This is a genomic window from Cyanobacterium stanieri LEGE 03274, from assembly GCF_015207825.1.
Lineage (GTDB): Bacteria > Cyanobacteriota > Cyanobacteriia > Cyanobacteriales > Cyanobacteriaceae > Cyanobacterium > Cyanobacterium stanieri_B.
Window position 1 is genome coordinate 25340 of the sequence record NZ_JADEWC010000024.1, and the last position, 14990, is coordinate 40329.

The 14990-nt window shown below is 37.7% G+C and carries 13 protein-coding genes and 1 riboswitch; of the genes, 6 read left to right on the plus strand and 7 right to left on the minus strand.

All coding sequences use genetic code 11. From position 1 onward, the window contains the following. Positions 1-9: 9 nt before the first annotated feature. Positions 10-426: a TerB family tellurite resistance protein gene (locus IQ215_RS10645; protein ID WP_193801293.1), complete on the minus strand. Its 417-nt coding sequence runs from the start codon at positions 424-426 to the stop codon at positions 10-12. 5 nt (positions 427-431) lie between these two features. Then, complete coding sequence (locus IQ215_RS10650) at positions 432-1805, minus strand: 16S rRNA (cytosine(967)-C(5))-methyltransferase (RefSeq protein ID WP_193801294.1); 1374 nt, start codon at positions 1803-1805, stop codon at positions 432-434. A 358-nt stretch (positions 1806-2163) separates the two neighbouring features. Between IQ215_RS10650 and IQ215_RS10655 the strand changes: the two genes are divergently transcribed. Together IQ215_RS10655 and IQ215_RS10660 are read left to right on the plus strand one after the other, a co-directional pair. Beyond that, on the plus strand, positions 2164-2454 hold the full coding sequence (locus IQ215_RS10655) for a hypothetical protein (RefSeq protein WP_193801295.1): 291 nt from the start codon (positions 2164-2166) through the stop codon (positions 2452-2454). Positions 2455-2460: 6 nt separating this feature from the next. Further along, the gene (locus IQ215_RS10660; RefSeq protein ID WP_193801296.1) at positions 2461-4044 is read left to right on the plus strand and encodes a CocE/NonD family hydrolase; all 1584 of its coding nucleotides are present in this window, start codon (positions 2461-2463) and stop codon (positions 4042-4044) included. A 135-nt stretch (positions 4045-4179) separates the two neighbouring features. On the opposite strand, the gene speB is transcribed toward IQ215_RS10660, so the two are convergent. From speB to IQ215_RS10675, 3 genes are all read right to left on the minus strand, one after another. Then, entirely contained in the window at positions 4180-5058 is an 879-nt protein-coding gene (gene speB / locus IQ215_RS10665; protein ID WP_193801297.1) for an agmatinase, read from the minus strand. A 356-nt stretch (positions 5059-5414) separates the two neighbouring features. Further along, complete coding sequence (locus tag IQ215_RS10670; protein ID WP_193801298.1) at positions 5415-5657, minus strand: heavy-metal-associated domain-containing protein; 243 nt, start codon at positions 5655-5657, stop codon at positions 5415-5417. Positions 5658-5706: 49 nt separating this feature from the next. Further along, positions 5707-7020 carry a dihydroorotase gene (locus IQ215_RS10675; RefSeq protein WP_193801299.1) on the minus strand — a complete coding sequence of 438 codons (1314 nt, stop codon included), beginning with the start codon at positions 7018-7020 and terminating at the stop codon, positions 5707-5709. Positions 7021-7257: 237 nt separating this feature from the next. On the opposite strand from IQ215_RS10675, the gene IQ215_RS10680 reads away from it, so the two are divergent. Together IQ215_RS10680 and IQ215_RS10685 are read left to right on the plus strand one after the other, a co-directional pair. Then, positions 7258-8793, plus strand: a complete 1536-nt coding sequence (locus IQ215_RS10680) for a hypothetical protein (RefSeq protein ID WP_193801300.1) — start codon at positions 7258-7260, stop codon at positions 8791-8793. Positions 8794-8852: 59 nt separating this feature from the next. Continuing rightward, positions 8853-9009: riboswitch (cyclic di-AMP (ydaO/yuaA leader) on the plus strand. 104 nt (positions 9010-9113) lie between these two features. Then, a complete protein-coding gene (locus IQ215_RS10685; protein ID WP_193801301.1) occupies positions 9114-10457 on the plus strand; it encodes an SLC13 family permease in 1344 nt (447 codons plus the stop codon). Positions 10458-10497: 40 nt separating this feature from the next. On the opposite strand, the gene IQ215_RS10690 is transcribed toward IQ215_RS10685, so the two are convergent. Both IQ215_RS10690 and IQ215_RS10695 read right to left on the minus strand, forming a co-directional pair. Beyond that, positions 10498-11010 (minus strand): gamma carbonic anhydrase family protein, encoded by a 513-nt coding sequence (locus IQ215_RS10690; RefSeq protein ID WP_193801302.1) that lies wholly within the window; start codon positions 11008-11010, stop codon positions 10498-10500. A 12-nt stretch (positions 11011-11022) separates the two neighbouring features. Beyond that, the gene (locus IQ215_RS10695; RefSeq protein ID WP_193801303.1) at positions 11023-11952 is read right to left on the minus strand and encodes a DUF6208 family protein; all 930 of its coding nucleotides are present in this window, start codon (positions 11950-11952) and stop codon (positions 11023-11025) included. Positions 11953-12136: 184 nt separating this feature from the next. Here IQ215_RS10695 and IQ215_RS10700 point away from each other — a divergent pair, with 184 nt between their 5' ends. Both IQ215_RS10700 and IQ215_RS10705 read left to right on the plus strand, forming a co-directional pair. Continuing rightward, positions 12137-13564, plus strand: coding sequence for an NADP-dependent isocitrate dehydrogenase (locus IQ215_RS10700; protein WP_193801304.1), 1428 nt, complete (start codon positions 12137-12139; stop codon positions 13562-13564). A gap of 175 nt (positions 13565-13739) precedes the next feature. Beyond that, positions 13740-14801, plus strand: a complete 1062-nt coding sequence (locus IQ215_RS10705) for an Mrp/NBP35 family ATP-binding protein (protein ID WP_193801305.1) — start codon at positions 13740-13742, stop codon at positions 14799-14801. Positions 14802-14990: the final 189 nt, after the last annotated feature.

Below are 14990 nucleotides of genomic sequence, written 5' to 3' on the forward strand. Positions count from 1 at the left end.
AATAATACTTTAACTATTTACTGCTTGAGTGTACATCTTTTTGACTGAACCCAAAAGACTTTTAAAAATAGATTGGGGTGTTTGATTTTGAGGATCTAAATCTTGTAAATAGTGTAATAATTTTGCTTCTTCAATGTCAATATCTCCATCACTGTAAACTAGACCGCTAATAGACTCTAATAATTTTTGATAGTCTTTTTTACTATGATTTTTACCTAAATAAAGTTCTAACCATTCATAACATTGATTAATAGAAATAGGCTTTATTTCTGATAATAAACTTTTGATTTCTGGATCATTTATTAATTCGGTTTCTGTGGCCATTTTTTTTAAATAATCCCTTTCTTCCTGATGAATGATGCCATCAATCCAAGCGGCACCGATAACAATTTTCATCAATAGTTTTGTTTTATTGGCTGTATTCATTTAATTTATCCCTTGGCTAGTTTGATCATAAAAAAACCATCCATATTATGACGGTGAGGGAAAATTTTTATTGCCCCCTTTGATGTTATCGGAAAATTTGCCGTTATATTGTTTCTTTCTGTAACAATGTGCCAATCAGGGTGAGATGCCAAAAAAGCCTCGATTACTTCTTCATTTTCCCTAGGATTTAATGTACAAGTGGCATAAACTAAGCAACCGTTATCTTTTACACCCTTTGCCATGTTACTCAGGATAGCTAATTGTTTTTTGGCTAATTCGAGAATTTTTTCTGGTTTTTGTTGCCAACGAATATCAGGGCGTTTATGTAATGTACCTAATCCAGAGCATGGGGCATCTATCAAAATCTTATCATAGAGTTTTACCCCTTCACCAGCGCCCCTTAACCCCGCCAAAAACTCAAAATTACTACTATCCCCCTCTATAATGTCAACGGATTTTAAACCCAAACGCTCCACATTTTCCCTAACTTTTTCCAAACGAGAAGCAATATTATCACAAGCAACAATCAACCCTTCATCCCCCATCAACTCAGCCATATGGGTAGTTTTGCCCCCCGGGGCAGCACAAGCATCAAAAACACTTTCCCCCGCCCTAGGGGCTAAAAAATGGCTCACTAACTGGGCGCTACTATCCTGCACCGAAAATAAACCCTCCCTAAACCCCTTTAAATGACGAATATTACCCACTGAAGATAACCTTAATCCTTGGGGTAAATGGGGAATAAATTCAGACTCAATGCCATCTATGGCAAAAGAATTTTGTACTTCTTCAGCGGTTGTTTTTAAACTATTTACCCTTATATCCAAAGAAGGGGATTCGTTGTACCACCGTAATAACTTTTTAGTTTCCTTAAGGTTTAACTGTTTTAAAAAAACCTCCACAATCCAATCAGGAAAACTATACTTTACCCCTAATTTTGGTATTAACTCCGAAGGTAAAATTAAAGGATCTTCGATTTCCGCTTTCCTAAGATAAGATCTTAAAATACCATTCACCACCCCTGACAATTTACTTAAGCCATTTTCCTTGGCTAACTCCACGCTAGTATTTACCGCCGCCGAAGGGGGAATTTTATCCAGATACCTTAGTTGATATAAACCTAAGTGTAAGATAACTCGCAACGGTAAAGGTTGCTGACTGGCTTTTTTTGTACCAAGTTGATTTACTAAACTATCGAGAGTCCTTTTTCTTCTCACTATGCCATATACTAACTCTGATATTAAGCCCTTATCCATGGGATTTAGGCTTTTATTTTTGCTCAAAATTCTTTCTAAGGCAATATCAGTATAAGCCTTGTTTCCATAAACATCCTGTAGGGCAAAAAAGGCTAGTTGACGGGGAGAAATTTTTGGATTCATTTAATAATGGATAATTGATAATTGATAATTGATAATATGATGACGTTGGTAAATTAAGGTACGATTTTAAGTTGAGTTTGGCAATAGGGAATGGGCAATAGTAATAATAATATAGTTTTAATACTATACACTTACTGTAATTCAATAATGTTTTATACTCAAAATCAGCAATGGCATGATGATTATTGACGGCCAAACGTAATTATCTTTTATATATAGTGTTTACGGGGTTGCAACTTCTTCTGCCATTGAGGTTAAATTATTAAGAATGCAAACTTTTGCTACAAATAATCTTCGGGGCGAAAAAAACAATGCTACCGTATAGATATAGATAAAATCAGTTAATGGAGTTGAATCCATGTACGAATCTGGTTCGACCATCGATTTTTGCGCTCAGGATTTAGAACGAGAAATTTTGGATAGATTCCGCCATACAGTTGATATTTTACCCTCAGATTGTAAAATATTTCGTGAGCCTTGGGACTCATCTACGATAGTTTGTCTCGATTTTAGCCTTTGCCCTTATCAACTAGAAATTGTTAAAGAAAAAGTAGCTATTCTCATTGATGGAGCAAAACAATTACATTTAGGAAAATCCATTGTGTTCCGTTACAATAACCAACTAAAAGCATTTCGTCAAGTTCCCTAATAATTGATGTATCAAGTTTCTAAAGAAGTGGCTACCATGAAAACCCGTGATGGGATAACATTGGTAGCTGATGTTTATCGACCAAAAACAGAGGAAAAGCTACCAATTCTGTTAATGCGTCAACCCTATGGCCGGGAAATTGCTTCTACGGTGGTATATGCCCATCCTAGGTGGTATGCTTCCCAAGGATATATGGTGGTTATTCAAGATGTGCGGGGGTGTGGTGATTCGGGGGGAGAGTTTCATTTATTTGAATCGGAAATTGATGACGGAGAGGATACTTTAAACTGGGTTACTACCCTCGAAGGTAATACAGGGGCGGTGGGAATGTATGGTTTTTCCTATCAGGGTATGACTCAGATATATGGTGCGATTAGTCAACATCAGGCCCTGAAAACCATTTGCCCTGCGATGATTGCATCTGATTTATATGCCCATTGGGCTTATGAAAATGGGGCGTTTTGTTATGAGTTAAATTTGGCTTGGGCGATACAGTTAGGGGCGCTGAGGGCAAGGTTAAAAGAGGATTTTTCGGCTTATAAATTACTTTATTTGGCTTCTCGTCATTTACCTGTGTGGGATATTCCTGTTTCTGTGGAGAAGGCGTTGAGAAAGTATGCTCCTTTTTATTATATTTGGTTGAATACGCCTTCTAAGGATGATTATTGGCGTAGGTTATCACCCCAAAGTTATCTTGATAGGATTGATTTACCGATGCTTCATATCGGGGGTTGGTTTGATGGTTATTTGCGGGGTAGTTGGAATTTTTATGAACAAATGAGGGCTAAAAGTGCTTTTCAACAGTCTTTAATTGTTGGGCCTTGGTGTCATATTCCTTGGGGTAATAGTAAGGGGAATTTATCCTACTCCCAAAAGGCAAATAATAATATTAATGAGGCTCAAATAAATTGGTTTAATCATTATTTAAAGGGTATTAATCAGGATAAAAAGCACTCAAAAAATATAAAATTATTTCTAATGGGTGACAATAAATATATAAACAGAAAAACTTTAAAAAAGAAAAAATACACTAAATTTTATTTAAACAGTACAGGATTAGCTAATATTAGAGATGATGATGGTAAATTATTAAGTAAAAACAAAAACAATTCAGAAGATATAATAGTAACTGATTTTTGGCGACCGACTCCCAGTTTAGGGGGACATAATAGCATAAATGCAGGAAGTTTTGAAAGAGGAGAGTTAGATCAGCGCACCGATATTCTTACTTATACTTCAGATTATTTGACCGAAAAATTAACCCTAATTGGGGATATTTCTTTACAGTTAAAGGTAGCTTGTAATTATTCTAGTTTTGATATAAGTGCGGTACTTTCTCAGGTTTATCCTGATGGGAGGGTTTATAATTTTAGTCAAGGTTATATCAGGGTAAAAGAGCATCAAGAGAATATACCAATTATATTTAACTTGCAGCCTAGTGCGATCGCCCTTAAGAAAAATACAGCCCTTCGTCTTAGTATTAGCGGGAGTGCCTTCCCTGCCTATGACTTGAATAAAGGAGATAGTAAAGACGCTCAAACTATTACCCTCAGCATTTTTTGCACTGAAGAATCTTTCTTAAAAATATAATCAAACTGAGTCCAGGATAAAATTTAGATTCTTGTAAAGGTGTAAACAATGGACAATTGACAATGAATAATCAAACTATTATCACCCCCATTCCCCATCACCTCTACTCCAATTTTGATAAATCCCGAATTGAGATTATTTATTGATATGCCAATAACCAATCAACTTATAAATCAACTTAGCGGCGGTAAATTCCGATACCACAGAATCCTTGGTAGGGGCTAACTCCATCACATCACAACCAATTACCTCAAAACCATTAAAAATTGCCCTCATAAACGCCAAAATTTGATACCAATCAAGCCCCCCTGGTTCAGGTGTACCAACCCCAGGCATAAAACTAGGATCTAAACCATCTAAATCAATGGTGATAAATACTTTTTTGGTGGTAATTTTATCTAAGGCTTGGTTTATCCAGTGGGGGTTGTAATAAATATCCCTTGCCCAGATGACAGGAATATTTTTTTCTTTGATTAAATCTGCTTCCTCCTGACAAATAGCCCGAATGCCCACGGGAAGGGTTGGTAATCCTAATTCTAAGATTCTTCTCATCACACAGGCATGGTTATGGATTGAGCCTTCAAACTCATGGCGCATATCTCCATGGGCATCTATTTGCACCACAGTAAACGGTTCATTAATACTTTCTAAATAACCTTGTACTAATCCTGTGGTGATGGCGTGTTCGCCCCCAATACCGATTACAAATTTGCCGTCTGCCACCATTTTTTTTACCGCTTCTTTGGTGGCTTCTAACATTTGCTCTGCGGTTAATTCAGGGTTTTTTCTGGTGTCTGCGGTGCGATCGCTCGTAAAGATTTTTGTCTCAAAACAAGTTTCAATACCTAATTCCTCATCATAACATTCCAATTGATCGGAGGCTTCTAACACCGCATCTGGCCCATACTCGCAACCTTTCCGATAGGTGGTTGTTACTTCATAGGGTATGGGCAAAATTACTACTTCTGATTCTTGGTAATTAGATATAACCTCTGACTCTAAAAACTGCTTCATTCTATTTTACTTTTCGGGAAATTTAATCGAAACGATATGGGCAATTATCTAGTTTTGCCCGAATTTGATTTTATCCTAAAATGTTCCTTCCCTTTTTTCTATTTTTTGTGTATTGAATTATTAAATTTTTCGGGAAAAATTGATTATTTATTATTTAGGGGCGCTTTTATGTTATGCTGTAATATAATGGGATGCTAAACTTTTTTAAATATAAATGCACAGATTTCTATTATATAAAACATACTTCTATAGTAACTCAAAAAAAGCCCCGAGGCAAGAAAAAAAGGAAAATTTGTAACAAATCGACACACAAACAGACCCCCTCTGGTAAAGTAGAGGGGAGAAAATAGACTTGCTTAATCAGCGCACTCATGGCCAGCTTGGGAGATCGCACCTTTGATGACATCTATACTGGTTTGAGTTTCCACATTAACTATTTTCGTAGGCACATCAATTTTTACTTGAGCTTTAGGATCAGTATTTATAATAGCCTTAGTAATAGTTTCGGCACATACTTCACAGGCAATGGAGGGAACTTTTACAGAAATCATAATATTAGTAGATAATAGAAGGCAAAAGGCTGATTCGACTACGCTCATCAACCGGGCAAGAGGCAAAAGATAATTATCAATTATCAATTATTCACCCCTAAGCATCAAAAGAAAGGGCTTTACCCCTTACTTCCGTGTTAATAATACCTTTTTCCATGGCAACTTGACCACCAACGATGGTATATACAGGGAAGCCAGTTAAACTCCAACCCTCAAAAGGACTCCAACCACATTTAGTTTGTAAGTTTTCACGCAATACAGGACGATAATTTTTTAAATCCACCAAGATTATATCGGCATCATAATCAAGGGCGATCGCACCTTTATTGGGTATATTATACAACTTAGCAGGGGCGCTACACATCCATTTCACCACATGGGCAAGGGTACAACGTCCTTTTTTATGCTCCGTCAACATCAAAGGTAAAGAAGTTTCTACCCCCGGCATTCCCGAAGGACTATTGGGATATTCCTTGGCTTTTTCCTCCAATGTGTGGGGTGCATGATCCGTAGCAATACAATCGATTACACCATCCATCAACGCCTTCCATAATATATCATTGTTTTCGGGCGATCTTAACGGGGGATTCATCTGGGCAAAAGTGCCAATGGTTTCATAAGCATCGGTATTTAACAATAAATGTTGGGGTGTCACCTCCGTAGAAACCCAACTGGGCTTATGTTCCCGTAAATATTCCGCCTCAATACCCGTACTCAGATGGAGAATATGTAACCGTCTTTGATATTTATTAGACAACTTCAAAGCCAACTTCGTCGCATTTAGCGCCGCCGTCTCATCCTGAATAGTAGAATGGATAGCAGGGTTAGTAATACCATGGAACTCTTTTTTTCTTTCTACAATTCTACCTTGATCCTCCGCATGAACCGCAATCAAACGACTTCCCTTGGCAAAAATAGGCTCAATTTGTTCCTCCGTACTCACCAACAAAGCCCCATGGGATGAACCCATAAAGATTTTAATACCACAACTAGGATTGGCATCGCGCAAATCATCCAAATTATCCGCCGTAGCACCCATAAAAAAGCCATAATTGACCAAAGACTTTTGAGAAGCACGGTATAACTTATCGTCCAAAGCCTCCTGAGTGGTAGTTAGGGGGCGAGTGTTGGGCATTTCCAGAAAAGATGTAACCCCCCCCATCACACAGGCACAAGAAGCGGTGAACAAGTCTTCTTTATATTCCAAACCAGGTTCTCTAAAATGTACTTGAGGATCGATAACCCCCGGTAACAGAGTTAATCCTTGGGCATCGATTATTCTTTCTTCTCCTACTTCTAAATCTGTGCCTATCTCGGCAATTTTACCTTGTCTTACCCTTACATCTCCTAGTAGAATATCCCCATCAGGTAAAAAGATTTCTGCCTGTCTAATTAATAAATCTGATGTCATAATTATATTACTCGATTATTGTTTTTGCTCTTTTTTTCTCTTTTTTATTAACCATAATAAATCAATAAAATAGAAGAAGTATAATTCTTTTATAGTCTATAGTAAACTATTTTTTGCCTAAACTTTAGGATTTGTAATATAAATAACCATAGATTTCTTTCTATGTATTAATTAGTTATTTTTTTGTAAATTAGTATTTTTTGAAAGTTTATTTTTTATTTATAATTATCAAAATCAATGAAAAGCCCCATTGTTAAAAATATCAAAAAAACCACCAAACCAGTATCTTGGATTTATAATTTCTGGTTTGATAATATCTATGTAGCCAAATTAATGGCGCTAGTTTCCCTTGCCAACCTAGGAGTTGTTGCCTTCGATTTAACCTACATTCCCTTCCGTGATATATGGTTAAATGGCGTTATTACCGTAGGAAATTTCAAAGCTGGCCCCTACGAATATGATGGATACAAACTTACTATTGTTCCTAAATCGGTTAGGGAAGTGGTGATTCAATATGACGCAGTGAAAGGTATTGAACCTTACCGAGACACTCAACAATATTTAGATACGGTGACACAGTTAAAAACGACCATTGATGAGTTTGGTTTAGATTCTCCCCAGACTAGGGAAATATTAGGAATGCTAAGGGAAATGAGTGCAGAAATGATTGCCCAAAATCCCTTTGAATTAGCTGATAAAAGTGGTAATTTAGAGAAAGTTAAAAATTTAATGCGCGATCGCATGGCTGACCCTATTTTTAATCCCCGTAATTCAGCCACAGTCGCCTTTGAAAACTTCTGGAATGTTGATTATTTAGAAGGAAAATTAGAACAAGAATTAGCCTTTTTTGAAGAAGAAATCACCCCTTTAATTAATACCAATTATTTTCGTCCCATCGGAGAAAATGGTCAATTTGTAGATTATTTCGGCTTAATAGATTTTCCTTTTATTGCCATACTGTTTGCTGACTTTTTGCTAAGATCATTTGTTATTAGTTTAAGATATAGTGGCGTAAAAATTCAAGATGCCATTTTTTGGCGTTGGTATGACCTAATCTTTTTTTTACCCACCCTAAGATGGTTAAGAATTATACCAGTAGCAGTCAGACTTGATGAAAGTAAACTAATCTCCTTAAAATCCATTAAAAGACAAGCCAGTCAAGGATTTGTCGCCAGTATTGCGGGAGATATTACCGAAGTGATTATCTTAAGAGTTATCAATCAACTGCAACACGTAATCAAAGACGGTTACATTGAAAATACCTTATCTCCCGAAAAAACCCAAAGGGATTATATCGACATAAACGATACCAATGAAATCGGGGAAATTATCAAATTAATTGTTGATTTAGTCGCTAATCAAGTGTTACCCGAAATCCGTTACGAAGTAGAAGATTTATTAAACTATATTATTGAAAAAAGCATTAGTGAATCTCCAGCTTATCAAAGTATTTCCCATCTGCCAGGGTTAGCCAAATTTCCAGAAAATATTAGTAAAAGAACATCTAGCCAAGTATATTCAATTTTACTCAAAACGATTCAACAACTTTTACAAGAAGATCCTGTTTTTGATGATCATATCGAAAAAATTATCACCAAGTCAGGTTCAACTTTAACCCTTTCAGTGGCCGCAAAACATAACCTCGAGGTTTTAGAATCATTATTAAATGACTTATTAGAAGAAATAAAAATTAATTATGTCAGACAACCATCGGACGAAGAAATTGAAGCCTTGCTCGATGAAACTAGGGCATTAAGGCAAATTGAAAGTTAAAATAACTTTTGTTAAGTGCAACACCACAAAACAAAATAAAATTTGCTAATATTTCTTTTAGAGAAAGTCAGCCTAGTCCTTGACATTACAAATATTAAGTGATTGGTAAGGAGCGGGGGAACCAATTTTGGGGCTTATCTTTAAGCATAACTTAAAGAAGAACATCTCTCAGTTCTAGCCCGTCAGCTAACCTCGTAGGCATTGGGAGGAGACCAAAAAATAGTTTTTTTGTGAAAACTAAAAATTGATTTAGGTATCCGAATAAGACGCATCTCTTCATAAAATCATCCTTATTCAATCTGAAAATAAATAAATAAATAATGCCCAACTTTTCTAGCTTGGTGGCAGGAGGCGTGTTTATTGCCGTAATTGCTCTAATTATGTCCGAAAAAATACACCTAACGGTGGCGGCTTTACTAGGCTCATTGGTGCTTATATTTGCCCATATTATGACTTTAGGCCAGGCAGTGGAATATATCAGTCAAAGTCACGTTACACTAGGTTTATTTTTTGGGGTAATGGTATTAGTAAGAGCTTTTGAACCTACTAATATTTTTGCTTATTTAGCGACCAAAATTGTCCTTTGGTCAAAGGGTAGAGGCAGTTATTTATTATTAGGTATTATTGGCATTACTGCCCCTATTTGTGCTGTATTACCCAATGCAACAACTGTAACTCTTCTTGCTCCTTTAATTCCTCCTTTGGCGGAGGAAATTGGGATTAATTTTGTGCCGTTAATCATTTTGATGGTGATTGTGTCTAATAGTGCTGGACTATTAACATTAGTGGGAGATCCTGCTACTTTTATTGTGGGGGATTCTATTAATATGAGTTTTTTTGACTATTTAACGTCCCTGAGTTGGGGGGGAGTTTTGGCGGTGGCTACGGTGGTGGTAATGACTCCTTTTTTGTTTAAGGACATTTGGCGTACTCGTTTTACTAATTTTGAACAGTTACCCATTCCCAAAATTAATCATCCCCGTGTGTTGTCGTTGGGGGCTTTGATTATGCTGTTTGTTCTGCTATTCTTTGTTTTTGGTGATTTATTACCTATACCTCTTTCTCCTGCGGCAGTTGCCTTGATGGGGGCAGCCCTTGCTTTATTGCTCGCCCATCAGAGTAAAATCGACACGGTACAAAATATTTTAAAGGATGTGGATTGGAGTACCTTAATCTTTTTTATGTCTGTCTTTGTGTTGATAGGAGGACTAGAAAAAACAGGGATTATTAGTCAGATTTCTCTAGTTTTTGCCTTTTTATTAGGTCAAAATATTTTTGTGGCTTCTATGGTTTTAATTTTTGTAGTAGGTGCATTATCAGCGGTAATACCTAATATTCCCTTGGTGGTAGCAATGATTCCCTTACTAAAAGAATACTTATTCAATACGGGATTAATAGGGGCGGAGGTTTTGCAAACAAACTTTAGCGGTAATTATCCTGCAGTAGTGTTGCCTTTATTTTTTGCCATGATGTTTGGGGCTACTTTGGGGGGAAATGCGACTCTCGTGGGGGCTTCTGCTAATATTGTAGGGGCTGGGGTTGCTGAGTTGCACGGCAAAACTATTTCCTATGGTGTTTTTCTGCGTTATGGTTTACCGATTACCATTGCCCAGTTAACCGTTTCAGCTATCTATATCAGTATTTATTATCTGTTGAATGGTTAAGAAGATGGGGAATAAGGGTGATAGGGAGTGATGATTACTATTATTCAAAACCTTTATGGTTACTTTTTCCCCGATGATACAAAGCCAATTGATAGTATTTCATGGCGTGTTCAATTAATTCTTTTTGTTGAGTGGGGGTAACATCTTTTGCTTTTTTGGCAGGAATACCCACCATTAAAGAATGGGGTGGCACATCTTTGGTGACAATACAACCCGCACCGATAATGCTACCTTCTCCCACGGTGACACCATCTAAAACCACCGCCCCAATACCAATTAAGCATCCTTTGCCAATGTGGGCCGCATGGATTACCGCACGATGCCCCACGGTGACATAATCTTCTAAGATGGTAACTTTGCCAGGGTCTCCATGCAACACTGCTCCATCTTGAATATTAGTATAATTACCGATAATGATTTTTTCCACATCCGCCCTTACTACGGCTGAATACCAAATACTGACTCCTTCTTTGAGGGTGACATCTCCCATAACAGAGGCGTTATCAGCAATAAAAGCAACGTCAGGAAAGTTATTGTGATTTAAAATTTGCATAGTTTTTTATCATTATAAAGATTTATCTAACTTGATCTCTAAATCTGTAAATTCTTCAGGTGGTTTTCCTTCATTTCTGACCCTAATTAAGTAATAACCTTTATGATTGAGAGGTCTAGTTTTTTCTTGTACACTTTTAACGGTAAACCATTGTGTGGGAAGGCTAGTGCGATCGTAAACCGTCACATAAATATCATATTTATCAAGGGTATGTTGATCAACCTCAATGGTGAGAATTTCTTCTTTATCTAAAGCATCATAATAAAACTTAGTATCGATCGCCCCTACGGGTAAAAATTCATACTTAACAAAAGATTCAGGTAAATATTTTCTTAAACTTAAAACCGTATAGATATAATAATGTATCGCTAAAAAGTACCAGTTTTTTTTCTCAATTATACTATGATAAAACTCATTACTATCATTAGGTATTTCCTTAGTAGAAGTAAACTTTTTACCATCTACTTTAACTGCAGGTAAAGCTAATTTATCACCATAATTATAATATCTTAAACCAATGGTATATTTACCTCTTTTTAACTTAATAGATTGCCAATTCTCCCCTTGATAATCAACCTTTGATGCGATGGTATCCACCGTATTATAATTAGGAAAATCATAAAAAATAGCAAACCAAGATTGAGCCGAATTATTAGCCGATGCTATATCCAAACTAAGCTCTTTTTCCACCGCAAAAGGGCCCAAAGTACCGATAATAGCATGGGTATTCCAACGGGGAGCTTTTGTCATTAACACCCCCATATTAATGATAGAAGAAACCAATTGATTATCAATCACCCGCCATTGATTAGCCTTTTTTTGATTAACCTTTAAATAAATACTATAAAGATTACCAATCAAAAACTTATTAATTTTAGCAAAAAGAAAAGAAGAAATCGCCAGAGGAATTTCCACAATTAAACCAACATTTTTAGCGGACATATATTCGAGATTTCAGGTTACAGGTGGCAGGTTGCAGATTAAAGTTTGTTCATTATCAATTGTCCATTGTCCATTGTCCATTGTCAATTATTCCCCATCAGAAAATTTTAGAATGAATCAGTCCTACTGATATATTATGATGTTGTAGTTGTGCAGTTTGTAACTTTTGAGAAGGCAACCGAATATGTTTGAAAAATTGACCCCCCCCCAAGAAGGTACTAAAATTAAATTTGAAAATGGTAAACCCATTGTTCCTGATGATCCCATTATTCCTTTTATCCGTGGTGATGGTACAGGGGTAGATATTTGGCCAGCCTCAGAAAAAGTTATTGATGCCGCGGTGGCTAAAGCCTATGGCGGTAAACGTAAAATCAACTGGTTTAAAATTTATGCTGGAGATGAAGCCTGTGAGAAATACGGCACTTTTCAGTATTTACCCGAAGACACTTTAAGCGCCATTCGGGAGTATGGTATCGCCATCAAAGGGCCTTTGACAACCCCCGTAGGAGGCGGTATTCGCTCTTTAAACGTTGCTCTACGACAGATTTTTGATTTATACGCTTGTGTACGTCCTTGTCGCTATTATCAGGGTACTCCCTCCCCCCACAAAAGCCCTGAAAAGTTGGATGTGATTGTATATCGGGAAAACACTGAGGATATTTACTTAGGTATCGAGTGGAAAGAAGGTTCAGAAATTGGTCAAAAATTAATTACCATCCTTAATGATGATTTAATTCCCTCTACCCCTGAACATAAAAACAAAAAAATTCCCCTCGATGCAGGGATTGGTATTAAACCCATTAGTAAAACTGGTTCTCAACGTTTGGTGCGTCGTGCCATCCAAAATGCGCTCCGTTTACCCAAGCATAAACAAATGGTTACCTTGGTGCATAAGGGTAATATCATGAAATACACGGAAGGGGCTTTCCGTGATTGGGGTTATGAATTGGCCGTGACGGAATTTCGTGATGTGTGTGTAACGGAAAGGGAATCTTGGATTTTGGGCAATAAGGAAGCTAATCCTGATATTTCCACCGAGGATAATGCCCGTAAAATTGATCCTGGTTATGATGGTTTAACCCCTGAGAAAAAAGAGGCTATTTGTGCAGAGGTTGAAGGCGTTTTGGCTTCTATCTGGGATACCCATGGTAATGGAAAATGGCAGGATAAGGTAATGGTTAATGATCGCATCGCTGACAGTATTTTCCAACAAATTCAAACCCGCCCTGACGAGTATTCTATCTTAGCTACCATGAATCTCAACGGAGATTATCTTTCCGATGCGGCCGCAGCCATTGTCGGTGGTTTAGGTATGGGGCCAGGCGCCAATATTGGGGATAATTGTGCTATTTTTGAGGCTACCCATGGTACAGCGCCTAAACACGCTGGTTTGGATAGAATTAACCCTGGTTCGGTGATTCTTTCTGGGGTGATGATGCTGGAGTTTATGGGATGGCAGGAAGCCGCTGATTTGATTCGTGATGGCATTAGCCGTGCGATCGCCTCCAGGCAAGTAACCTATGATTTAGCAAGGATGATGACTCCCCCCGTCGAACCTCCTTTAAAATGTTCTGAATTTGCCGATGCCATTATCAGTAACTTTGAGAGTTAATTAACCTGTAGGGGTTGAACAACCTTCAACCCTTTTATAACTCAAGGCTGATGAGTAACAATCTATTGCCCATTGCTTATTACCCATTGCCCATTGCCTATTCCCAAGAATGGTATATTTACTTATAGGGGAATGATTTAACATTTCAGAACTATAAAAAAATATTTATTAAACCATGGTTGATACCCAATCTGTTTTAGAAGTTTTAAAACCAGTTCAAGATCCTGAACTACAAAAAAGTTTAGTAGAATTGAACATGATTCGTAACGTAAAAGTAGAGGGGGGGGAAGTAAGTTTCACCCTCGTATTAACTACCCCCTCTTGCCCTTTGAGGGAATTTATCGTAGAAGATTGTGAAAAAGCCGTCAAAACCTTATCAGGGGTGGAAAAAGTATCGGTAGAAGTAACCGCCGAAACCCCTGCCCAAAAGTCTTTACCCGATCGCACCTCAGTGGATAAAGTAAAAAATATCATTGCCATTTCTAGCGGTAAAGGGGGAGTAGGAAAAAGTACCGTGGCAGTCAACGTGGCGATCGCCCTTGCCCAAGCAGGATCAAAAGTAGGACTCCTAGACGCCGATATATATGGGCCCAACGCCCCCACCATGCTTGGTTTATTAGATGCCCCCATCAACGTCACCAAATCCCCCACAGGGGACATTTTAGAACCCCTCTTTAACCATGGCATTAAGATGGTTTCCATGGGCTTTTTAATCGATCCTGATCAACCTGTGATGTGGCGTGGCCCTATGTTAAACGGTATTATCCGTCAATTCCTTTATCAAGTCAACTGGGGTGAATTGGATTATTTAATTGTCGATATGCCCCCCGGCACAGGGGATGCCCAACTAACCCTCGCCCAAGCCGTGCCCCTAGCAGGGGCTGTCATCGTCACCACCCCCCAAACCGTATCCCTCCAAGATGCCCGTCGTGGTTTAAAAATGTTTGAGCAATTAGGCACTAATATTTTGGGTATCGTTGAGAATATGAGTTATTTTATCCCACCAGATATGGGCGATCGCACTTACGATATTTTTGGCTCTGGGGGAGGAGAAAAAGCATCCACAGAATTACAAGTACCCTTACTCGGTTGTATTCCCATCGAAATGTCCGTCAGGGAAGGAGGAGACAATGGCATTCCCATCACCGTTGCCCATCCTAACTCAGAATCTGCCAAAGCATTGGTAAAAATTTCCCAACAAATAGCCGCAAAAGTATCCGTAATGGCTCTAGCATAAACCTTAGTTTAATTCATTGAACGATGATAAACTGTTAGCCTTGTAATTCATTGCAAGGCTCATAATGATATAATCAGATTTGATATTAGGTGATAAGTCATTAATTAAACCTGAGTTCGGGATAACATTTTTTAGTTAAGGCAGGGAATAGGGAACGGGGAACAGGCAACAGATAATAATTGTTTATTA

Excerpts from the sequence above, each read along its gene's own strand:
- IQ215_RS10645 (WP_193801293.1), bottom strand. The coding sequence starts at position 426 with ATGAATACAGCCAATAAAACAAAACTATTGATGAAAATTGTTATCGGT.
- IQ215_RS10650 (WP_193801294.1), bottom strand. The coding sequence starts at position 1,805 with ATGAATCCAAAAATTTCTCCCCGTCAACTAGCCTTTTTTGCCCTACAG.
- IQ215_RS10655 (WP_193801295.1), top strand. The coding sequence starts at position 2,164 with ATGTACGAATCTGGTTCGACCATCGATTTTTGCGCTCAGGATTTAGAA.
- IQ215_RS10660 (WP_193801296.1), top strand. The coding sequence starts at position 2,461 with ATGTATCAAGTTTCTAAAGAAGTGGCTACCATGAAAACCCGTGATGGG.
- speB (WP_193801297.1), bottom strand. The coding sequence starts at position 5,058 with ATGAAGCAGTTTTTAGAGTCAGAGGTTATATCTAATTACCAAGAATCA.
- IQ215_RS10670 (WP_193801298.1), bottom strand. The coding sequence starts at position 5,657 with ATGAGCGTAGTCGAATCAGCCTTTTGCCTTCTATTATCTACTAATATT.
- IQ215_RS10675 (WP_193801299.1), bottom strand. The coding sequence starts at position 7,020 with ATGACATCAGATTTATTAATTAGACAGGCAGAAATCTTTTTACCTGAT.
- IQ215_RS10680 (WP_193801300.1), top strand. The coding sequence starts at position 7,258 with ATGAAAAGCCCCATTGTTAAAAATATCAAAAAAACCACCAAACCAGTA.
- IQ215_RS10685 (WP_193801301.1), top strand. The coding sequence starts at position 9,114 with ATGCCCAACTTTTCTAGCTTGGTGGCAGGAGGCGTGTTTATTGCCGTA.
- IQ215_RS10690 (WP_193801302.1), bottom strand. The coding sequence starts at position 11,010 with ATGCAAATTTTAAATCACAATAACTTTCCTGACGTTGCTTTTATTGCT.
- IQ215_RS10695 (WP_193801303.1), bottom strand. The coding sequence starts at position 11,952 with ATGTCCGCTAAAAATGTTGGTTTAATTGTGGAAATTCCTCTGGCGATT.
- IQ215_RS10700 (WP_193801304.1), top strand. The coding sequence starts at position 12,137 with ATGTTTGAAAAATTGACCCCCCCCCAAGAAGGTACTAAAATTAAATTT.
- IQ215_RS10705 (WP_193801305.1), top strand. The coding sequence starts at position 13,740 with ATGGTTGATACCCAATCTGTTTTAGAAGTTTTAAAACCAGTTCAAGAT.